This is a genomic window from Hyphomicrobium sp. CS1GBMeth3 (assembly GCF_900117455.1).
Lineage (GTDB): Bacteria > Pseudomonadota > Alphaproteobacteria > Rhizobiales > Hyphomicrobiaceae > Hyphomicrobium_C.
On sequence record NZ_FPHO01000002.1, the window covers coordinates 519,103 to 539,182 of the forward strand.

The 20,080-nt window shown below is 65.6% G+C and carries 21 protein-coding genes; 8 read left to right on the forward strand and 13 right to left on the reverse strand.

The features are described 5' to 3' along the window. Window positions 1–10 precede the first annotated feature (10 nt). The 4 genes from CS1GBM3_RS02480 to CS1GBM3_RS02495 are packed head-to-tail and all read right to left on the reverse strand — an operon-like array spanning window position 11 to window position 7,082. Complete coding sequence (locus tag CS1GBM3_RS02480) at window positions 11–2,131, reverse strand: hypothetical protein (RefSeq protein WP_072390932.1); 2,121 nt, start codon at window positions 2,129–2,131, stop codon at window positions 11–13. Between the two features lie 48 nt (window positions 2,132–2,179). Next, window positions 2,180–5,089 (reverse strand): DUF4159 domain-containing protein, encoded by a 2,910-nt coding sequence (locus CS1GBM3_RS02485; protein WP_072390935.1) that lies wholly within the window; start codon window positions 5,087–5,089, stop codon window positions 2,180–2,182. Next, window positions 5,086–6,075: a DUF58 domain-containing protein gene (locus CS1GBM3_RS02490; RefSeq protein WP_072390938.1), complete on the reverse strand. Its 990-nt coding sequence runs from the start codon at window positions 6,073–6,075 to the stop codon at window positions 5,086–5,088. The genes CS1GBM3_RS02485 and CS1GBM3_RS02490 overlap by 4 nt, the downstream gene beginning before the upstream one ends. Before the next feature lie 5 nt (window positions 6,076–6,080). Continuing rightward, window positions 6,081–7,082, reverse strand: a complete 1,002-nt coding sequence (locus CS1GBM3_RS02495; protein WP_171946444.1) for an AAA family ATPase — start codon at window positions 7,080–7,082, stop codon at window positions 6,081–6,083. 315 nt (window positions 7,083–7,397) lie between these two features. Here CS1GBM3_RS02495 and CS1GBM3_RS02500 point away from each other — a divergent pair, with 315 nt between their 5' ends. Then, a complete protein-coding gene (locus tag CS1GBM3_RS02500; protein ID WP_072390944.1) occupies window positions 7,398–7,934 on the forward strand; it encodes a DUF1285 domain-containing protein in 537 nt (178 codons plus the stop codon). 24 nt (window positions 7,935–7,958) lie between these two features. Here CS1GBM3_RS02500 and CS1GBM3_RS02505 read toward each other — a convergent pair whose 3' ends face one another. Beyond that, window positions 7,959–8,690 carry a hypothetical protein gene (locus CS1GBM3_RS02505; protein WP_072390947.1) on the reverse strand — a complete coding sequence of 244 codons (732 nt, stop codon included), beginning with the start codon at window positions 8,688–8,690 and terminating at the stop codon, window positions 7,959–7,961. Window positions 8,691–8,889: 199 nt separating this feature from the next. Here CS1GBM3_RS02505 and CS1GBM3_RS02510 point away from each other — a divergent pair, with 199 nt between their 5' ends. From CS1GBM3_RS02510 to CS1GBM3_RS02530, 5 genes are all read left to right on the forward strand, one after another. Continuing rightward, window positions 8,890–9,033 (forward strand): aa3-type cytochrome c oxidase subunit IV, encoded by a 144-nt coding sequence (locus CS1GBM3_RS02510; protein WP_072390950.1) that lies wholly within the window; start codon window positions 8,890–8,892, stop codon window positions 9,031–9,033. Window positions 9,034–9,202: 169 nt separating this feature from the next. Next, window positions 9,203–10,342, forward strand: coding sequence for a Re/Si-specific NAD(P)(+) transhydrogenase subunit alpha (locus tag CS1GBM3_RS02515; RefSeq protein WP_072390953.1), 1,140 nt, complete (start codon window positions 9,203–9,205; stop codon window positions 10,340–10,342). A gap of 10 nt (window positions 10,343–10,352) precedes the next feature. Then, window positions 10,353–10,760: a proton-translocating transhydrogenase family protein gene (locus CS1GBM3_RS02520; protein ID WP_072390956.1), complete on the forward strand. Its 408-nt coding sequence runs from the start codon at window positions 10,353–10,355 to the stop codon at window positions 10,758–10,760. After that, window positions 10,757–10,963, forward strand: a complete 207-nt coding sequence (locus CS1GBM3_RS02525) for a hypothetical protein (protein ID WP_072390959.1) — start codon at window positions 10,757–10,759, stop codon at window positions 10,961–10,963. Before CS1GBM3_RS02520 ends, CS1GBM3_RS02525 begins: the two co-directional genes overlap by 4 nt. A gap of 6 nt (window positions 10,964–10,969) precedes the next feature. Then, a complete protein-coding gene (locus CS1GBM3_RS02530) occupies window positions 10,970–12,373 on the forward strand; it encodes an NAD(P)(+) transhydrogenase (Re/Si-specific) subunit beta (protein WP_072390962.1) in 1,404 nt (467 codons plus the stop codon). A gap of 69 nt (window positions 12,374–12,442) precedes the next feature. On the opposite strand, the gene CS1GBM3_RS02535 is transcribed toward CS1GBM3_RS02530, so the two are convergent. Continuing rightward, a complete protein-coding gene (locus tag CS1GBM3_RS02535) occupies window positions 12,443–12,652 on the reverse strand; it encodes a hypothetical protein (protein WP_171946414.1) in 210 nt (69 codons plus the stop codon). Window positions 12,653–13,024: 372 nt separating this feature from the next. On the opposite strand from CS1GBM3_RS02535, the gene CS1GBM3_RS02540 reads away from it, so the two are divergent. Next, complete coding sequence (locus tag CS1GBM3_RS02540) at window positions 13,025–13,561, forward strand: hypothetical protein (protein ID WP_072390968.1); 537 nt, start codon at window positions 13,025–13,027, stop codon at window positions 13,559–13,561. 3 nt (window positions 13,562–13,564) lie between these two features. Here CS1GBM3_RS02540 and CS1GBM3_RS02545 read toward each other — a convergent pair whose 3' ends face one another. The 3 genes from CS1GBM3_RS02545 to CS1GBM3_RS02555 form a co-directional block, all read right to left on the reverse strand. Then, a complete protein-coding gene (locus CS1GBM3_RS02545; protein WP_072390972.1) occupies window positions 13,565–13,972 on the reverse strand; it encodes a VOC family protein in 408 nt (135 codons plus the stop codon). Between the two features lie 164 nt (window positions 13,973–14,136). Beyond that, on the reverse strand, window positions 14,137–14,532 hold the full coding sequence (locus tag CS1GBM3_RS02550) for a hypothetical protein (protein ID WP_072390975.1): 396 nt from the start codon (window positions 14,530–14,532) through the stop codon (window positions 14,137–14,139). Window positions 14,533–14,663: 131 nt separating this feature from the next. Beyond that, window positions 14,664–15,302 (reverse strand): LysM peptidoglycan-binding domain-containing protein, encoded by a 639-nt coding sequence (locus CS1GBM3_RS02555; protein ID WP_072390978.1) that lies wholly within the window; start codon window positions 15,300–15,302, stop codon window positions 14,664–14,666. 124 nt (window positions 15,303–15,426) lie between these two features. Between CS1GBM3_RS02555 and CS1GBM3_RS02560 the strand changes: the two genes are divergently transcribed. After that, the gene (locus CS1GBM3_RS02560) at window positions 15,427–16,257 is read left to right on the forward strand and encodes an alpha/beta hydrolase (RefSeq protein ID WP_244534529.1); all 831 of its coding nucleotides are present in this window, start codon (window positions 15,427–15,429) and stop codon (window positions 16,255–16,257) included. On the opposite strand, the gene CS1GBM3_RS02565 is transcribed toward CS1GBM3_RS02560, so the two are convergent. From CS1GBM3_RS02565 to purE, 4 genes are all read right to left on the reverse strand, one after another. Further along, window positions 16,254–17,885: a zinc metalloprotease HtpX gene (locus CS1GBM3_RS02565; RefSeq protein WP_072390984.1), complete on the reverse strand. Its 1,632-nt coding sequence runs from the start codon at window positions 17,883–17,885 to the stop codon at window positions 16,254–16,256. The genes CS1GBM3_RS02560 and CS1GBM3_RS02565 overlap by 4 nt on opposite strands. 122 nt (window positions 17,886–18,007) lie before the next feature. Further along, on the reverse strand, window positions 18,008–18,322 hold the full coding sequence (rpsU, locus tag CS1GBM3_RS02570; RefSeq protein WP_072390987.1) for a 30S ribosomal protein S21: 315 nt from the start codon (window positions 18,320–18,322) through the stop codon (window positions 18,008–18,010). A gap of 156 nt (window positions 18,323–18,478) precedes the next feature. After that, a complete protein-coding gene (locus CS1GBM3_RS02575; RefSeq protein WP_072390990.1) occupies window positions 18,479–19,555 on the reverse strand; it encodes a 5-(carboxyamino)imidazole ribonucleotide synthase in 1,077 nt (358 codons plus the stop codon). Next, complete coding sequence (gene purE / locus CS1GBM3_RS02580; protein WP_072390993.1) at window positions 19,552–20,046, reverse strand: 5-(carboxyamino)imidazole ribonucleotide mutase; 495 nt, start codon at window positions 20,044–20,046, stop codon at window positions 19,552–19,554. The genes CS1GBM3_RS02575 and purE overlap by 4 nt, the downstream gene beginning before the upstream one ends. Window positions 20,047–20,080 lie beyond the last annotated feature (34 nt).

The following is a 20,080-nucleotide window of genomic DNA, read 5'->3' on the forward strand; positions in this document are numbered from 1 at the left end:
CGCGAGTGCGCTAGCGACCCTCGCGCCACCAAGCCATGGCCATCAGTGCGAGCAGCGCGGCGAGGGCGAGGAAGCCGGTGAACATCGGCGTCAGCTTGACGCCCTTGGTCACGTAGGCTTCACGGTCGCGCAGGCCCATCCATCCGGAGCCGGCGAGAACGCGTGCCCCCGACATGAGCGAGACGCGCGGGAGCGCTACGGCCGAGCCTGCGCTTGCGGCGTCGGTGCGGGTCCAGAACACGCCCCCGCCCGTCTGCTCGATCAGCGGCTTCAGCTTGCGGTCCGTCGCCACGACCTCGCTCATCTCGCGCGGATCCTCGATGCCGGCGTGGGCGACGGCGGTCAGCGGACCCGAGGATGATTGGCTCTCTGCCTTGTAAAGGCCGGGCAGCTTGACATCGATGGTCGCGCGCCAGACGCCGGGGCGTTCGCGCTCGAGCTTCACCTCGCTGCGCTCGCCGCCAGGACCCGAAACGGTGACCGGCTGCACGCTATCCTCGAGTGTGCGCCGCTCGAGCGTGAGCTTCAGGCCGCGCGCGGAGGCGACGAGCCGCTCCTCCTCAAGGTCCGGCTCCTTCATCAGCCAATGCGAGAGGCGTCGCAGCAGATCCGTGTGCGGGCCGCCGCCGTCGTAGCCACGGGCCCAAAGCCACGCGTGATCTGACGTGAGAAGCGCAACGCGGCCCTTGCCCTTGCGGTCGAGCACCAGGAGGGGCTGGTTCTCTGCACCCTGCATGACGATGCGGCCGCGGTCGGGGCGCACCTCGGCTTGGCGGAACCAATGGCCCCAACTCGCCGGGCGGTTCGGCGTGGCCGCGTTCGCGCCTTGGAGATTCTGCGTCACCGGATGGCGGAAGCCTTCCTCCGTGATCGCGGCGCGGAACGGCTGCTCGATGACGCGGCCGGTAGGTGCTGCCGGCAGAATGGGCGACAGCGGTGTGCGGTAGAGGCTCGTTAGGCCCGCGTAGTCGTCGCCGGCCGCGACGAGCACGGCGCCGCCGTGCCCTTCCACGTAACGGGCGATGTTGTCGTAGTAGGCGAGTTGCAGGATGCCGCGGTGCTCGTAGCGATCGAAGATGATCAGGTCGAAGTCGCGGATCTTGTCCGAGAACAGCTCCTTGGTCGGGAAGGCGATCAGCGAGAGCTGGTTGATCGGTGTGCCGTCCTGCTTCTCGGGCGGGCGCAGAATCGTGAAATGCACGAGGTCGACGGCAGCGTCGGATTTCAGGAGGTTGCGCCAGGTGCGCTCACCGGCATGGGGCTCACCCGAGACCAGGAGCACTCGCAGGTTCTCGCGCACGCCTTCGGCGACGATGACGACGCGGTTGTTGGCGGGTGTCAGCTCACCGGGCGCGGTCTCAAGCTCGACCTCGAGGATATTGGTGCCGGCGTGCGGGAACGGCATCTCGATGGTGACCGGCTCGTCGATGGACGCCGTGCGGTGCTCGTCGGGGCGGCCTTCGCGGCGCACGCGCAGCGAAACCGGGCTGCCGGAGCCGGCGCCACGCCCGGCCTCACGCACGGCGACCTTGATGTCGCGCGATTGGCCGACGAGGCCGTAGCGCGGGGCCTCGATGGTCTCGATGCGGCGGTCGAACTCGCCCGGCGTGCCGGTGAGAAGGGCATGCACCGGCGCGTCGAAGCCGAGTGCGGCTGTCGACTTCGGGATGTCGTGCACCTGCCCATCGGTGACGAAGACCACGCCTGCGATGCGATCGGGTGGCGTGGAGGTCAGCGCCGAGTTGAGCGCCGCGAAGAGCTGCGTGCCTTGCGCCGTCGTACCGTCCGCCTTCGCGGATGACGCCCACTTGATTTCGAGGTTCTTGATCTTGCCGAGGCGCTGTTCCAGGTCGGCACGGATGGCCGCCTTCTGCTCCGGCCGTTTTTCGAGCGCCTGGCTCGTGCTTTCGTCGACCACGACGAGGGCGATGTTGGCGAGGCTTTCGCGCTCCTCTTCGCGTAGCGTCGGATTCAGGAGCGCGGCAATCAAGGCTGCAAGCGCGGCACCGCGCCAAAGAGCGCCCCGGCTTCTGCGGAAGATGAGCATGGCGACGAGCAGCATCGCGGCAATGCCCGCCGCCCAGATGAGCGGCAAGGGAACCAGCGGCGCGAACTCGATCGACCAGTTCATTCCATTCTCCTCACGCGGGCCGGGTTCTGACCGGCCGGCGCGGTGTGGTTATTGGCCCAGGCGCTCCAGCAGCGCGGGGACGTGCACCTGATCGGCTTTGTAGTTGCCGGTCAGCGCGTGCATGACGATGTTGATGCCGGTGCGCAGCGCCATCTCCCGCTGGCTCTCGCCGCCGGGCACCACGGGGTAGAGCGGCCGGCCGGTGCTGTCGAGCGCCCAGGCCGAGGCGAAGTCGTTCGAGGTGATCATGATCGAGGTGACGCCGTCGGCGCGGCGTGCCCTGCGGGTGTCGCCGTCGCTCTCCGAGGTCGCCTCGACCCAGAGCTGCCCGCCTTCCCAGCGGCCCGGGAACGAGCGCAGCAGGTAGAACGATTTCGTCAGCACGTGGTCCTCGGGAACGGGCTCAAGGCGCGGGACGTCCAGCGCGCCAAGCACGCGCTTCAGCGCGGCGCCGTTTCGGCCCTCCAGGTTCGATCCCGTCGGCATGCCCGAGCCGTAATCGCGCGTGTCGAAGATGATCATGCCGCCCTGCTTCATGTAGGCGTCGATCTTGGCCAGCGTGGGCTGAGGCAACGGCTTGGCGCTCGACAGCACCGGCCAGTAAAGCACAGGATAGAAGGCGATCTCGTCCTTGACGATGTCGACGGCCATCGGCTCGCCCGGCTCGACGGCGGTGCGCACCGCGAGCACGCGCGACAAGCCGTCGAGGCCGGCCTTGCTCGTGGCGTCGGCGCCGGGATCGCCGGTCAGCACGTAACCGAGGGTGACGTTCTCGGTCGCCTTCTGGGCCACCGCGCCGCCCGGGATGTCGGCATAGCTCGCGGCGGGGTTGTTCTGCGCGCGCGCCTGGTCCGGGGCCAGGAGGGCCGGGGAGGCGAGGGCCATGGCGATCAGAGCCCCAGCGGCGGTGCGCGTGCGCGGCTTGAGCCAGGCGGAAAGAGCACCGAAGACGCCGAGCATGGCCAGGACGGCGAGGATGTCGGCAAAAACGAGGCCGACCGCCGTTGTCAGCAGAGCTGGACCAAGCGGCGTCGAAGGCTGTGTCTCGTAGAGCATGCGCTGGGCCCCGGTCAGGCGGGGAAGCGGCGTGAGAACGCTCTTTTGCTCGAGGACGTTCAGCGCACGCGGTGACCCCTGTGCCCCATAGTAGCCGGGCGGATGAACAAGGCTAGCCTTCACGGATGAAATGTTGGCCACCGGGATCGCTTCGGCTGTGGGTGGCGGCGGTCGCAGGATACCGAATCCGTCGAGCGTCTGGACCGGGGCGATGGCGTCGCCTTCCGCCGCGGGCGCATCGCTCTGGGCGATGGACGGGTCCGTGACGGTCGCTGCGGCTTCGCCGGCGCCGGTCTGCGGCGACAGGCTGCCGAGGCTGGTGATCCGGCGCAGCATCTCGACGAAGAGACCGGACATCGGCAGATTCGACCAGTCCGAATTAGCCGTGACGTGGAACAGCACGATCTGGCCCTGGCCGCGCGTGACGGCCGTGACGAGCGGCGTGCCGTCGGCCAGGCGCGCCCAGACCTTGATGTTGGGGGTCAGCAGGGCGGGATCGGCGAGCACCTGCCGGCTGACGGTTACGTCCTTGGGTACGGTGATGCCGGCGAACAGACTCGTGTCGTCGAAGGCCGCAAGCGGCTGGGGGATCGACCAGGAGAGCGCGCCACCGAGCGTGCGACCGCCCATGCGCAACGCTACCGGCAAGAGGTCGTCGCCGCCGCTTTCGAGGCGCGGGCCGGCGAAGCGCACGAGGATGCCGCCCTTCTCGACCCAGCCGTTAACCTGCTCCTTCACCTCGCCCGACAGGGTGCCGATGTCCGCGAGCATGAGCACGCTCGCCTTTTCCTTCAGGATCGTGTCGACGCCTTCGGCAAGGTTATGGCTCTTCGGGCGCACGATCTCGGCGTAGGGCTGGACGGCCTTCTCGAGGTAGTAGAGCGGCGCGAGGAGCGGCTGAGACTGCTCCTGGCTTTCGCCTGAGATCATGCCGACGCGCTGCCACTGCGAACGGCCGTCGAGCAGGCTCACAGCACCGGCTGAAGCCTCGGCCGCGGTCTCGAGACGTGTGACCTGGTTCCTGAGCTCGAGCGGCAGGTCGAAGTTGACGTCGCCGCCTGTGGCGCCACCCGACAGCGTGAAGGTGGCTTCGCCGAGGCGCTGTCCGCGCGCGGAGAAGGCGTCGATGCGCCCGGCACGGGCAGGGCCGCCCGTGCGTAGCACGGTTGCCACGAGCTTACCGTCGGCGCCGACGCCTGCGGTGAGGCCGAGCGGCTCGGCGCCGCCCGAATCCTCGACCAGCGAGAACGTGCCGTCACCAGCGGCTGCTTCGAGGCCTTGGGCGAATGCGGCGGCCTGGCCGTCGTGGTCAATGCCGTCGGCGAGCCAGAGAACGTTGGGTGCCGCGACGTTGGCGGAGGCGATCGCGTCCGTCAGCGCGGCGAGCGTTCCTTTGCGATCGGGCGCGAATGGCTGCGGCTGCAGTGCGGCGAGCGTGGCACGGGCGTCACCCGGCGTTTCGAGGCCGAGCGTTCGCCCCTTCGTCGCGGTTGCCGTCTCGGCAATCAGCACCGGGCGGTTCTGGCGCTGCGCCTCGGACAGAATTTCTTCCGCCAATGCCGTGCGCCGCGCCCAGCCCGCGGCGGCGGACCAGCCGTTGTCGACGACGAGCACGACGGGCCCGGTGCCGGTCATGGAGCGGTCGCGAGCCGGGTTCAGGACGGGTTCGGCGAGCGCGAGGATGACGAGCGCTGCGGCGGCGAGGCGGATGAGCAGCAACCACCAGGGCGTCTTGGCCGGTGTCTTCTCCTCATTCTCGAGCCCGACGAGGATGCGGGTGGCCGGAAATTCCACCTGCTTCGGACGCGGCGGAACGGTCTTCAGCAGCCAGTAGATCAGCGGCAGCGCCGCGAGACCTGCCAGCAGCCATGGATTGAGGAATGCAAACGCGCCGAGGCTCATGAGACCCCTTCCGCATTTTCATTGCCGGTCGTCGCGGCCTGGCCGCTCCAGCGGTAGCCGCCTTCGCGGCCTTCGAGACGCATGACGAGCGTCAGCAGCGGTTCGGTCGGTGGCCGATCGGTATGATGAACGAGGAACGTCCAGCCGAGCCGCGTGGCGAGTGCCTGCAACTCGTCGCGGTGCGCCTTGAGCCGTGCCTGGTAGCGCGCGCGCAGGCTCTCGGCGCGGTCGGCAATCCAAGAGGTGCCTCCTTCGGAGGCGAGGAACTCGGTTCGCCCTTCATAGGGGAGTGTTTCCTCGGCGGGATCCAAGACCTGCACGAGATGGCCGGTGGCGCCTCCGGCTGCGAGGATCTCGATGCTCTCGCGCAGCTCCTCGATGGGATCGAGGAAATCGCTGACGAGGATCAAGCCTGAATAACGGCTGACGCGGATCGGGGAGGGACGGCCCGAGACGAGCTGCGGCGCATCCGGGTGCGTGGCGATGGCTTCTGCGATGCGCGTTGCGGCGCGCCGGCTCGAAGTCGGCAATGTCAGTCCGAGGAGACCGACGCGCTCGCCGCCGCGTACCAGCAACTCGCCTGCCGCCAGCATCAGCACGAGCGCGCGGTCACGCTTCGTGACGTTGGACAGGTGGCTTTTGAAGGCCATAGACGGTGAGAGGTCGGGCCAAAGCCAAACGGTATGCGCTGCCTCCCACTCGCGCTCGCGCACGTAGAGGTGATCGGAGCTCGCGGAACGGCGCCAGTCGATGAGTTGCGCCGAGTCCTGCTGCTCGTAGGTGCGGAACTGCCAGAACGTTTCGCCGGGGCCGGCGCGGCGGCGACCGTGGATGCCGTGGGCGACAGTCTGCGCGATGCGGTCCGCCTCGACCAGGAGATCAGGCAGCCGCTCGGCAAGCGCGTGCGCGTCGCGCTCAAGCTTGAGCACGCGTGTGTTGTCCGATTGCGAAGCCTGGCCGAAGAGGGGCCCGCGGGGCGCCGCCATTCCGCTCACTCCACGGCGTGGGCAAGGCGCGCGATCAGCGGCGCCAGTTCCAAGCCTTCGGCGCGCGCGGCAAAGGTCAGCGCCATGCGGTGCTTCAGGACCGGCTCGGCAAGCTCGATCACGTCGTCGATCGAGGGCGCGAGGCGGCCGTCGATGAGGGCCTTGGCGCGCACGGCCAGCATCAGGGCCTGGCTGGCGCGCGGACCGGGGCCCCAGGCGACAAAGCGATCGGTGTCGGCACTGGCTCCGGTGCCGGGACGTGCCGAGCGCACGAGCTTCAGGATCGACTCGACAACCTTGTCGGGCACGGGGACCTGGCGCACAAGGCGCTGGATGGTCATGAGCTCGGCGGCCGACAGCACGCTTTCGACGGTACGCTCGTCGTTACCGGTGGTGGCGTAGAGCATGCGCCGCTCTGCTGCGAGGTCCGGGTAGGTGACGTCGATCTCGAGCAGGAAGCGGTCGAGCTGTGCTTCGGGGAGCGGATAGGTGCCTTCCTGCTCGAGCGGATTCTGAGTCGCGAGCACGTGGAAGGGTTGCGGAACGTCGTGGCGCGCGCCAGCGACCGTCACGTGATGCTCCTGCATGGCCTGCAACAGGGCAGACTGCGTTTTGGGAGACGCGCGGTTGATCTCGTCGGCCATCAAGAGCTGCGTAAAGATCGGGCCTTTGATGAAGCGGAAGGTGCGGCGCTGGCCCGGCGCCTCCTCGAGCACCTCGGAGCCGATGATATCGGAGGGCATCAAGTCAGGCGTGAACTGGATGCGCTTGGCGTCGAGGCCGAGCACGCGGCCGAGTGTCTCGACGAGCAGCGTCTTGGCGAGGCCCGGCACGCCGATGAGCAGCGCGTGGCCGCCGGAGAGGATGGTGATCAGCGTTCGCTCGATGACCACGTCCTGGCCGAAGATGACGGAGGCGGCCGCCTTGTGGGCGCGCTTCACGCGCTCGGCCGCGGCCTCGAGCTTCGGAACAATCGCCTCTTCGGTTTGGATAACGTTGCTCATGATGGGCCGGCTCTCAGGTTGGAGGGCGCCACTTCGGAACGGTGTCCGGAACACGGGGCGCGCATTTTTGTTGATGTGACGGGCTGGCAAGGCCTCCGGTCAAGTTAACACTCGGTAAGACGCTTCGGGAAACTTCCTTATCGGTTGATTAGCTGTGTAGTTCGCGGTGTTCATGGACAATATAGCGCCGGCCACGATGTTTGGACCGGCGGCACCCTTCCTCCGCCCGGACGGCTTTCTCAACAAGAGCGGAAGCTCTAACGTTTTGTTCCATACCGTGATTTGGATGCGGGAAAGAAAGACGGCTGGCCAGAGACAATGAACCGGCTCGAGGATTTACTTAAGCAGACGGACACGAACGGTTCGGCACCGGTCGAGCGCTGGGACCCGCCCTATTGCGGCGATATCGGCCTCGCCATCGCGCGCGACGGCACATGGTCCTATCAGGGAAGCCCCATCCGGCGGCCGGCGATGGTGAAGCTGTTCGCGCGCGTGCTGCGGCGCGACGCCGACGGGCGGACCTATCTCGTGACGCCGGTCGAGAAGGTGGACATCGCGGTTGCCGACGCGCCGTTTCTTGCCATCGAGATGGATGTGAGCGGGCGTGGGCGCGCGCAGACGCTGCTGTTTCGCACCAATGTCGACGATGTGGTGCGCTGCGGGTCCGAGCATCCGCTGCGTTTTGCCGCCGGCGCTCGCGGTGACGAGCTTCGGCCGTATCTACTGGTGCGCGGGCGGCTCGAGGCGCTGGTGGCGCGCTCGCTGGTTTACGATCTCGTCGAGCTTGCGGTCGAGGGTCCGCAGGGGCGGCTGGGCATCTGGAGCGATGACGCCTTCTTCGCGCTGCCGGATTAAGAACTGACGGCTCGGTTCATGGGTTCAGGGGCTCGTGGCCGACGCCTTGGCCTTCGGCGGGCTTTCCTTTGGCTTAGCCTTGTCGGCAGCGACTTTCGTCTTCTTCGAATCCTTCTTCTCTGCTTCCTCGGCGCCGGGACCGTAACGGCGCGCGCAATTGCGGTGCAGGAACTTGTTGATCGAGCGGATCATCGGACGGTGGAAGACTCCGAGTGTGTCCTCCAACTTTGCGGCGGCCCAGACCGTCGATTTCACGTCGTCCGGTCCCTGGATGTCTTCGAGGTTGATCCAAACCTTGTCGGCCTTGCCGTCCTTGAATTTGAGCTTGGGCGCAAGACGGGCTGTCACCGGCTTCAGCTGCCCTTCTCGGTCGACGACGCACTTCACGTTGTGAGCTGGGACTTTCACGGTGTGCTTCGGTCGCGTCAGGGCGGCGACAATGTCCTTGCGCTCGAGCTTGAGGTCGACCTTGCATTGAGCGTCGCCGAAGCCCCACGACATACCTTTGCTCTTTCCTTCCTCGAGCGAGGATTTGGCCCAGGTCTTCTGCACATCGCAGGTGAGATCGTCGCCGACCGGCTGCTTGTTCAGCACCATCATGCAGAGCCGCCGCTCGCACGCCTTGAGGGCTTCCATTTCTCCGGGAGGCTCCTCGATCGCATGCAATGGTGCTGTCGAGACGAGCAGCGTCAGCACAGCAGCGAATCCGGAGACGCAGATCCGGCGCGATCTCGTGCTCGTGGCGCGTTGGCTCAAGGGCGGCTCCTGGGGCAGACAAGGTTAGTCTTTGGTCCGGGATCGAACGGGTACTGACATCGTATTGGGCCGATATTTGGGCCTTTTTTCGCGTTTGCCTGCCGAACCGGCAGGCGGCGAACTCTAGTCGTGGGCTTGAAGCATGGCAAAGCTTGGGCTACCAAGTGCCAAGAAGGTTTTAAAACATGGGAGGACTCTTATGGGGGTCAACACTTCGGGCGGTCATCCGGCGATGGACTATGCCGAGCATGTCCGCACCTATCAGAACTTTCTCGCCTGGACCAAAGTGGGCATCGTTTTCCTCGTCGTGCTCCTGTCCGGCATGGCGTATTTTCTCGTCTAGACCCAAAACTCTCCCGAGTTTCCGGTAGCAGGGCCAGCGCGTATTCTCCGCGGGGCGACCTTGTCGTGCGGACTATTCAGTCGCTGTTAGTCTGCCGGAAACCCGAACGGACCAGTTCTCTGGTCCCATCGCCTGCGTACAGACTGCGAGCGAGTCAACGGGTGGTCCGATGGTTACCATTGCTGTGACGGCCGAAGGGGCGGATGAGCCTCGCATTGCCGTTTCGCCGGAGACCGTGAAAAAGCTCACGGGGCTCGGCGCCAAGGTTCGCGTCGAAGCGGGGGCGGGGGCGCGATCGCGATTCTCCGACGATGCCTTGAAGGCCGCGGGCGCCGAGATCGCCGCGACGGCGGCCGAGACGCTTTCGGGGGCGGATATTCTGCTCAAGGTCCGGCGGCCATCGGCCGACGAGATCAAACAGCTGAAGCCCGCTGCGCTTGTCGGTGCCCTTCTCGATCCCTTCGATAAGCCTGGCCTGGAGCCGATTGTGGCGACCGGCGCCAGCCTTTTCTCGATGGAGTTCGTGCCGCGCATCACGCGTGCGCAGTCGATGGACGTGCTGTCGAGCCAGGCAAACCTCGCGGGCTACAAGGCGGTGGTGGATGCAGCCTCGGCCTTCGGGCAGGCGCTGCCGATGATGATGACGGCGGCGGGCACGGTGCCGGCGGCGAAGCTCTTCATCATGGGTGTCGGCGTTGCGGGCCTACAGGCCATCGCCACGGCGCGTCGCCTCGGTGCCATCGTGTCGGCGACCGACGTGCGTCCGGCGACGAAGGAGCAGGTGGCCTCGCTCGGTGCCAAGTTCATCGCCGTCGAGGACGAGGAGTTCAAGCAGGCGCAGACAGCGGCCGGCTATGCGAAGCCGATGTCGGCGGAGTACCAAGCCAAGCAGGCCGAGCTCATTGCGAGCCACATTAAGAACCAGGACATCGTCATCACGACGGCGCTCATTCCAGGCCGGCCGGCGCCAAAGCTCGTCTCTGCCGCGATGCTGGCGTCCATGAAGCCGGGGTCCGTGATCGTCGATCTCGCGGCCGAGCGCGGCGGCAATGTGGAAGGGACGGTTCCGGGGGAGACTGTGGAAGTGTCCGGCGTCAAGATCGTGGGGCCGCTCAACCTCGCGGGCACCGTGCCCGTCAACGCCTCAAGCCTCTATGCCAAGAATCTCCTCGCGTTCCTGGACCTGTTCTTCGACAAGAAGGACAAGTCGTTCAACGTCAATTGGGACGACGAGATCGTGCGCGGGACGCTGATCGCCAAGGACGGCAAGATCGTGCATCCCAACCTTGCTTCCCAACCCGCCGCTTGAGGATCGCGCCATGCAAACCATTGGGTCGCTCATCCGCCGGTTTAGCGTGCTTGCCGGTGTCGTTCTGCTGCTGCCAACCGCCGCTTTCGCTGCCTCCGAAGGCATCGGCGGACCGGTCGATCCGTCGATCTACCGCCTCATGGTGTTCGTGATGGCGATCTTCGTCGGCTACTACGTCGTCTGGAGCGTCACGCCTGCGCTGCACACGCCGCTGATGAGCGTCACCAACGCCATCAGCTCTGTGATCGTGGTCGGTGCGCTGCTTGCGGTCGGTGTCGAGCTCGTCGCGGAAGGTACGACCGCTGCGCGCGTCTTTGGCTTCCTCGCCCTCGTCATGGCGTCGATCAATATCTTCGGCGGCTTTCTCGTCACGAGCCGCATGCTCGCCATGTACAAGAAGAAAGAGCCCAAGAAATGAGGATCTCCGGCCTGCTCGCCGCGCTGAAGAGGTCGTGGCTGCCGCTCCTGGTGGCGATCGGGCTGTCTATCGCCGCGATTGCGGCCTCTATCCCGCGCAATCCGCATGCGGGCAAAATTTCTGCAGTTGATCCCGCTCATGTCTATCCCGCATTCGCCGACGTGCAGATCCCGTCGGAGACGACCGAAGCCGTGAAGGACTGATCCGTCATGACCGCAAACGTCGCCGCTTTCCTCTATCTTGTCGCCGGCGTGCTGTTCATCCTAGCGCTGCGCGGGCTTTCGCATCCCGAGACGAGCCGAAAGGGCAACGTCTACGGCATGATCGGTATGACGATCGCCGTGCTGACCACGCTCGCGGTTTCGAGCCCGCAAGAGTTCACGACATGGCTTCTCATCGCGGCCGGTCTTGGCACCGGCGGCGTCATCGGCGCGTTCATCGCGCGCAAGATCCCGATGACGCAGATGCCGGAGCTGGTGGCTGCGTTTCACTCGCTCGTCGGCCTCGCGGCTGTGTTCGTTGCGGCGGCGGCGCTCTATGCGCCGGAAGCCTTCGGCATCGGCGCGCAGGGCGCTATCGGGGCTGCGAGCCTCGTCGAGATGGGCCTCGGCCTTGCCATTGGCGCCATCACGTTCACGGGCTCGGTGATCGCGTTCGCCAAGCTCTCCGGGCGCATGTCGGGCGCGCCCATCATTCTGCCTGCGCGCCACATCATCAACCTGGCACTGTTCGTGGCCATGGCGTTCCTGATCTACCGCTTCTGCATCTCAGGCGGCGATCCGACGCTATTCTGGATCATCACGCTGTTGGCACTGGTGTTCGGCGTGCTCATCATCATTCCGATCGGCGGCGCGGACATGCCGGTCGTGGTTTCGATGCTGAATTCCTACTCGGGCTGGGCGGCGGCCGGCATCGGCTTCACGCTCGGCAACATCGCGCTGATCATCACGGGCGCGCTGGTCGGCTCGTCGGGTGCCATCCTCAGCTACATCATGTGCAAGGGCATGAACCGCAGCTTCCTGTCGGTGATCGCCGGCGGATTCGGCGGCGAGACGGCGGGTCCGGCGGGTGGTGGCGAGCAGAAGCCGGTCAAGCTCGGGTCGGCGGAGGACGCGGCCTACGTGCTCAAGAACGCCTCGCGGGTGATCATCGTCCCCGGCTATGGCATGGCCGTCGCCCAAGCTCAGCACGCGCTGCGCGAGATGGCCGACAACCTGAAGAAGGCTGGTGTCGAGGTGAAGTATGCGATCCATCCGGTCGCGGGTCGCATGCCGGGGCACATGAACGTGCTGCTGGCGGAGGCCAACGTTCCCTATGACGAGGTGTTCGAGCTCGAGGACATCAATTCCGAGTTCTCGCAGACCGACGCCGTCTACGTCATCGGCGCCAACGACGTGGTGAACCCGGCCGCCGAGGACGACAAGACCTCGCCCATCTACGGCATGCCCGTGCTGCAGGTCTGGAAGGCCGCGACCGTGTTTTTCAACAAGCGCTCGCTCGCGTCAGGCTATGCGGGCATCGACAATCCGGTGTTCTATCGCGACAACACGGTCATGGTGCTTGGCGACGCCAAGAAGATGACCGAGGAAATCGCAAAGTCCTTGAGCCACTAGGCAATGCCGCGACGGCCTCGCTACGGTGTGGCGAGGCCGGTCTCTTATGCGGGCTTCCAGTGTGGCGCTTTACTCGTTCGCGCCTTTGATGGCGGCAATCGTGCCGCCAAAAATGGCGATGCCGGCCAGGATGCAGAGCATATCGCGATCGGCGCAGATCTCGCCGATGCTGCTGAGCCTCGGATGCTCTTCGGCGACATCAACGACTTCCCGGTTGTTCGCGGCCGTGATGTCCGGTGATTGATGTGCGCACCCTGCCAACATCGATGACGCCGCCACAACGCTGACAAGTCGTCGAGACAACCTTGTCACCATAGGACCGGCTCCTGAAAAAGGAATCGTTTCGCTATCAGGCTAGCGAGTCCAGCTTCCGGCACCTGATGATTTGAGCGGACGTCTGACGTTTTGCGGGTGGCCGTGATTGCCCCGCAACAGGGCTTGCGGCTCGGCGCGTTACGCGTAAGAGGCATCAAGCGGTGGTATTGCAGGGAACGTCGGTTCGGCGCGTTTCTGGTCGCCCCAAAGCAACTTGTGCCCACGACCTGCCACAGTGCGGCAATCTTATCCCCTTGCGCGAAAGATCGGGAAGACTCTAGCCTTCGTAATGCCTCCCGTACCCGATGAGGGTCGGATTTAACCGAAAGGTGGCGCATGAGGGTTCTTGCACCCATCGGTCTGCTTGCGGCGGTTGTGTTCGGTGCGGCCGTGACGGCTCATGCCGGTACGGGCGGCGGGCTCGAGACGCAGCCCATCATCGGCGGCAACCCGATGCGCTGCTACGACTACCGCGGGGCGGTGGTGCGCACGCTGCAGACGACGCAACTCGGCGACGTGGGCCGCGCGTCCATCATCGGCCGCATACCCATCATCTCGCTCGATCCCGACCGCCTGGCGACGTTGCCCGCGAAACTGCAGACATTCTTCTACATGCACGAGTGCGCGCATCATGTGCTCGGGCACGTGATCCGGCCAACGCTCACGAGCGAGCGGGAGGCCGATTGCTGGTCGATCAACTATGGCCGTGAAGCGGGGCTGTTCTCACGTGCCGACGTCGAGGGCTTTGCGCCACATCTTGCAAGCAGCCGCGGCTCGCGCTTCGGCCACCTGCCGGGGCCGGCCCGACTTGCACATCTGCTCAAGTGCTTCGACGAGCCCGAGAGCGGTGCCGTCACGGCCTTCACACGCTAGCGCTCAGCTCGAAGGAGGGGTGCGCACGCCAGCCTCGACGTTGTTGCCGTCTGGATCGAGCACGAATGCTGCGTAGTAGCCCATCTCTTTTGGCCCACGCGGGCCGGGCGCGCCATTGTCAGTTCCGCCCGCGGCGAGAGCCGCGCGGTAAAATGCATCGACGGTGGCGTGATCGGCCGCGCGAAAGGCAAGATGGATCGGGCTCGCCGATGTTCGATGTGCAGCTTTCCAGAATGCCGGTTCGTCGGTGCCGATCCAAATAAATGGCAGCGGCTCCGTGCTGCTCGATCCTATCAGAAATGAGTTTTCGCTATTGTCGAGCGTTGCGAGACCTAAGGCCTTTGTACACGCGTCGTAGAACACGCGTGCCTTGGCAAGATCGCCGACGCGAAAACCCATGTGATCGATCATCTGGCCCTCCGTTACCGTGCGGGACATCCGAGGAGAACGCGGGTGGCGAGCATTGGGTCCGCCGCTTGTCCCGATGCTTCGACGAACCCGAAACGAGCATGCAGGAAGCACAGGGGCGCTGATCGATGCGAGCCATTGCGGCTCGCATCGATGCACGATCGCGTTTAGCTGTTCTTGTGGAAGGTGATCATCAAGAGCGCCATCAGCACAGCCGAGAGCAGGCCAGCGAATGTGCCGATGATCACGGAGGATGGCGGTTGGGCGATGAGATCCGCCAGATCGTGGGCGGCGAGGCTGCCCGCAATCGACGCGATCGCTGCGTTCACCAGCAGCACGCCCGGCACCTTGCGCTCGTCGCGTCCCACGCCAGCGCCGAGAAACACGAGCTTATAGCGCGCGATCGAGGCGAGCACCGTCGCCGCCAATCCCGCAATGATCGCGAGCGACCGTGTGCCCGGTAAAACTCCGTCAAGTACGAGTCCAACGATCGCTCCGATCGCCGTGCCGATCAGAACAAGTACAATGATGCTCGTTGAAATTGCGCCACCGCGTGCAGCCATTTTTGTAATCCCCTAGCCGTTATGTTTTGCTGTTGAATCTTAACGGCAAAACACTGTCCTGAATGGCTCGAGCGGTCAACGTGCGTCGTGTGCTGCGATGCGGAAGGCGCCCACTTTCATCAAATCACTCTTCAACGCTGTGTCGGGATGACGATGCGCTGACCGATCGTGATGTTCTCGTCGGGCAGACGGTTGGCGGCCATGAGTTCGCTCACCGGGATGCCGTGACGGCGCGACAGGGCGTAGAGCGTATCGCCTTGGCGAACCTCGACGACCTGGGGACCGAGCGCTGCCGTCTGGCGGGGACGGCCGTAGTAGCCGGTGGGGACAGGGCCCGGGGCGGTCGCCGTGGCGGGAGCGGTGTGTGTGCCGGTGGTGATGCCGGACGGCGGCTGCTGCCAGCGCGCGTTTGCATTGTAGGTAGGTTCCGCGTCGATGCTTGCGGTCTCGATCCGGCTCGGCGCCGCATACGTGCGGTCAGTCGTGTCGTAGGAGGCCATCTCACGGGACGTCGGCTGGCCGGGATCGACATAGCGGCGCTGCGGCTCGGAGTAGGTCCGCCCGTAGGTGCTATTGTTGGAATAGGTGCCGCGATTGGTGGATCCGTCGGGATAGTGGCGTGGCGCGTTGCGCTGCATGCCTTCCTGGGGTCGCAGGCTTGCCGTGCTCATGGTGTCGTAGGAGCCGCCGGAGCTGCAGCCGGCGAGGAGGACCGAAAGCCCAGAGAGGACCAGCGCCGGGGCGCTGATCGCGTGGGGAGGGATACGCATACTCAATACTCCGCAAACGCATATGCCCTCCAGAAGCACTCGTTTTGGTTAATCGAGTCTTAAGGTTGCCGTTGTCGGCGCTATGCTAGAGTCGCGTGCAGCGTGAAGTGGCGGAGCGAACTCTTTGAGGCTGATCCTCAAACTGGTGCTGGGAGCGGCGTTGGCGATGGGACTACTGGCCTTGATCGTTCCCGTGCTTCAGCAGCGGCTCATGTACTTTCCGGACAAGCAGCATTTCACACCCGAGCAGGCGGGGCTGCGCGGCGTTTCCGAGCGTGTGCTCGAGACGCCGGACGGAGCGCGCGTCGTTGCGTGGTACGCGCCGGCCCGCCGCGGACGTCCGACGATCCTCTACTTCCATGGCAACGCGGGCTCGCTCGAGACGCGCACGGAGCGCATCCGCAAGTACATGGCGCGCGGGCTCGGCGTGTTCATGATGACGTACCGTGGATTCGGGGGGAGTACGGGCAAGCCGTCCGAAGCCGCCAACGTGGCCGACGCGCTCCTGGCCTACGACACGCTCGTCGCGTCGGGTGTCGAAGCGGATGACATTGTCATCTACGGGGAGTCGCTCGGCACCGGCGTTGCCGTGCAGGTCGCGGGCGCGCGGCCCGCTCAAGGGCTCGTGCTCGACGCGCCGTACACGTCGATGGTGGATCTCGCGGCGCTACATCACCCGCTCATTCCCGGGCGCTGGTTCATGACCGACCGCTACGAGACGCGCCGGCACATCCTGAAAGTCACGATGCCGCTCCTGGTTCTGCACGGCGAGAGGGATTGGATTGTGCCGATCGAAATGGGGCGCGAGATCTATGCGCTCGCGCCGGGACCCAAGACGCTCAAGACGTTTGCGCAGGCCGGGCACGACGACCACTACAAGTTCGGCTCTTATGAAGCGCTCTATACGTGGTTCGATCGGTTGCGCACCGACGAAGCGCGGCGCCGCGAGGGCTAATACGTGGTGCGTCCGAACGTGAAGAAGGCGAAGGCGGCGATCACCGCGAAGATCAGGAGGGGGACGACGACGCCGGCCAGATAGGGGTAAGCCTTGATCGTGCCGGCCGAGGTCTTGAGCTCGTTCATGATGACGTGGCCACCCATGCCGCGGCGGAACCAGCCTGTCACCTCACCCCTGGCGCCGATATGCTGCCTGATGCGCTGCCAGCCGGTCCAGAGGTCGCCGAACGGTCCGAACAGCGAGCGGAAATCGACGACCATGCGGCCGGTCTTGTCGGCGAAAACGGTATCCTCGCCGACAATGGAGCCGGCCACCGCGCGACCGATGACCTCGCCTTGGAGCCGCACCGGCCGGCCCACGATCGGGGAGGCCGCCACGTCGCCCATCAGAGCGACGACCGTGGTGTCGGCGGGCGCCGAGAACGGGTAGGTGATCGGGATCAGCACGCCCCACGCGAGCACGGCAGCCGGAATGGCGAGGAGAATATAGATGAGCCCTCCGGTCGCCACCGTTGCCAAGCCCCCGATGACGAGGGCTGCCGTGGGCAATGCGATCAGAGCCAGCTCGCGCAGGAACTTGTTCCAGAGCGCGGTGCGGTCGACATTCGCGCGCCGTGCTGCTGCCTCGACGTCGATCTCGGCGAAGGGTTGGCGCTTTTCGCGTGCGATGGCCTCGAGCGCCTGGATACGCCTGCCCGTGAGTGGATGCGTCGAGTTCAGCTCGATCAGTTTGGCCCACGGATTGTAGATGTCGAACAGCATGGCGTTCGCCGTCGCGTCCGGGTTGAGCTTAGCCGCTTCGACGACGAGGCCGAGGTGGCTCGCGCCTTTGAAGTCGACGACGCCCATGTGTCGCGTCGAGGCGAGCAGCTCGCGTGTCGCGTCCGTGTCGTCGGACTCGGCGATGCCGTAGGCGATCTTGACCAGCGCGTTGGCGAGGTGGCGGGCCTCGACGCGCTCGGCGGCGAAGCTGTCGGCTAGGTATTCGCGCGTGCGGCTCAGGTAAAGCAGCAGATACGTACCGACGACGTACATCACATAAGCAACGAGGCCGACGGCGGCGGCGTTGTTCTTGCCCTTCGAGCTGCCGCCGGATCTCTGGCGGCTCAGGCTCGCGTAGATGACGTACATCATCTGGACCAGCGTGCCCGCGACGGTCATGACGAGGAAGTCCATATGGACGATGTGGCCCAACTCGTGGGCTACCACCGCACGCGTTTCCTCCTCGTTCAGGTATTCGAAGATGCCGTCGGTCAGCACGATGCGGGCGCTGGAGCGGAACAGGCCGTAGGTGAAGGCCGTCGGGTTGCGGTCGGGGATGATGCCGACGGACGGGGCTTTGAACCCGTACTGATCGGCGACCTCGTGGACGATGGCGTGGACGTGTGGATAGCGTGCCTTGAGGGTAGCGTCATCGAGGTAGACGACCTTGTTGATCCATTGGAGCATGAGGTCCGTGAGCCACGGGCTTATGACGAAGATGACCGTGTTGATGACGAGGACCAGCGTCAGCGCCGCCCCGAGATCGAGACTGCCCATGGCCACGAATGCTGCGATGATGACGCCCGCCAGCATGGCGGTGAGCAGCGACAGCGTGAGGAGGGATGCGAAGAAGAGCTTGCCCATGCGGGCAGCATAGTCGAGGCGCCGGCTTGTTGTCAGGAAGCGGGTGAGTATTACCCTCTACGAAAAACTGCGCCGCCGGGCATTCACCCTGCGGCGCATAAATCTCAAACTGTTGGTTGGGGTCAGCGGGCGCCGCCGAAACCACCAGAGTTGCCACCGGCACCGGTAGCTGCGCCAGCCGGACGGCCACCGGGGCCACCGCGGCCGGGACCCTTGGCGCCGCGTGCAGCAGCGGGCTTGCCGGGCAGCAGGCCTTCGCGCTGCAGCTTCTTGCGGGCGCGGCGCACGGCCTCTGCCTTCTCGCGGGCCTTCTTCTCGGAGGGCTTCTCAAAATAGTTCCGGAGCTTCATCTCACGGAAAATACCCTCGCGCTGCATCTTCTTCTTGAGCGCCTTGAGGGCCTGGTCGACGTTGTTGTCGCGAACGAGTACCTGCAAGCGGTGACCTCTGGGTTCTGAATAGCTGAAAAATAACAAACACGGAGCGCCGGCGGCTCGCCTCCGGCGCTTCGGGCGGATTGATTTGCGTGGCTTCTATCAAACGCCGGGCTGCTTGTCCACGGGAGGAGCCCCCAATTTAAAGCTTTTCTTGCCCTAAGAGCCGGGTCTCAGGCGGTTTATATGCCCCATTTTACGGCCTGGACGGGGTTCGGGCTTGCCGTAGAGGTGAAGGGCGGTGCCCGGTTCGGCTGCCAGTTCCCGCCAGCGGTCGACGTCGGCGCCGATCAGATTCGTCATGGTGACGTCAGCGTGACGGGCTGTGTCGCCCAGGGGCCAGCCCACCACGGCGCGGATGTGGTTCTCGAACTGGCTGATGAGGCAGGCGTCCATGGTCCAGTGGCCGGAGTTGTGCACGCGGGGCGCGATCTCGTTGACCACGAGGGGCTCGGGGGCGCCCGGCACGTAAAACATCTCGACAGCGAGGACGCCGACGTAGTCGAGGGCTGCGGCGATGGCGCCGGCGATGTCGCGGGCGCGGGCCGCGTGCGGCTCCGGCAGCGGCGAGGGCACGGTGGAGGTGTCGAGGATGCCGTTCTTATGCGTGTTGAGCGGGATATCGTAGAAGCGCGTCTCGCCCGTGAGCGCCCGCACGACGAGCACGGAGACCTCGAAGTCGAACGGGACCAGACCTTCGAGCACGCAGGGGGCGCTTTTCAGGCTTTCGAAAGCGGGAGCCAGGTCGGCGGCGCTTTTGATCCGCACCTGGCCCTTGCCGTCGTAACCGAGGCGGCGCGTTTTCAGGATGCCCGTCTCGCCGATGGTGGAAAGCGCGGCGGCGAGGGAAGCGTCGTCCTCGACGTTGGCGAACGGTGCAACGGGAAGGCCGAGATCCTCGATAAAGTTCTTCTCTTCAAGACGGTCCTGCGCCACGGCCAGGGCTTTGGGGCCTGGCCGCACGGGGGCCACGGCCTCGGCGGCTGCCGCGGCTCTGAGCGGCACGTTCTCGAACTCGTAGGTGACGACGTCGACGGTTTCGGCGAAGGCGCGGACTTTCTCGGCGTCCTCGAACGGGCCGATGGTCGAGGCGCACGCGACATCGCAGGCTCCGCCCGGGACGTCCGAATAGATATGGCACTTGAGGCCTAGCTCGGCGGCGGCGAGAGTCAGCATGCGGCCGAGTTGGCCGCCGCCCAAGATGCCGATCGTCGATCCAGGCGGAAGCGCTGTCATTCGCCCTTCGGGTCCTCGGCCACGGCCGCTGTCTGCGCCTCGCGGTAGGCGGCGACGCGGGCGGCGAGATCCGGGTTCGCAAGGGCCAGGATCTGGGCCGCGAGCAGGCCGGCATTCTTGGCGCCTGCCTCGCCGATGGCCAGCGTGCCGACCGGGATGCCGCCCGGCATCTGCACGATCGAGTAGAGGCTGTCGAGGCCACTGAGGCTCCTGGTCGGGATCGGCACGCCGAGGACGGGGAGCGGCGTCATGGAAGCGGTCATGCCGGGCAGATGGGCGGCACCGCCGGCGCCGGCGATGATCACCTTGAGACCGCGCTCGGCCGCCGTACGGGCGTAGGAAACAAGCCGGTCGGGCGTACGGTGGGCCGAGACGATCTTGGTCTCGTAGGGGACTTCCAGCGCATCGAGGATGGCGGCCGCCTGCTCCATGACCGGCCAGTCGGACTGGCTGCCCATGATGATGCCCACTTCCGCTCGGCGTTTGGTCATGGCTCGACCCACGTTGGGGAAGGTGCCTCCGACC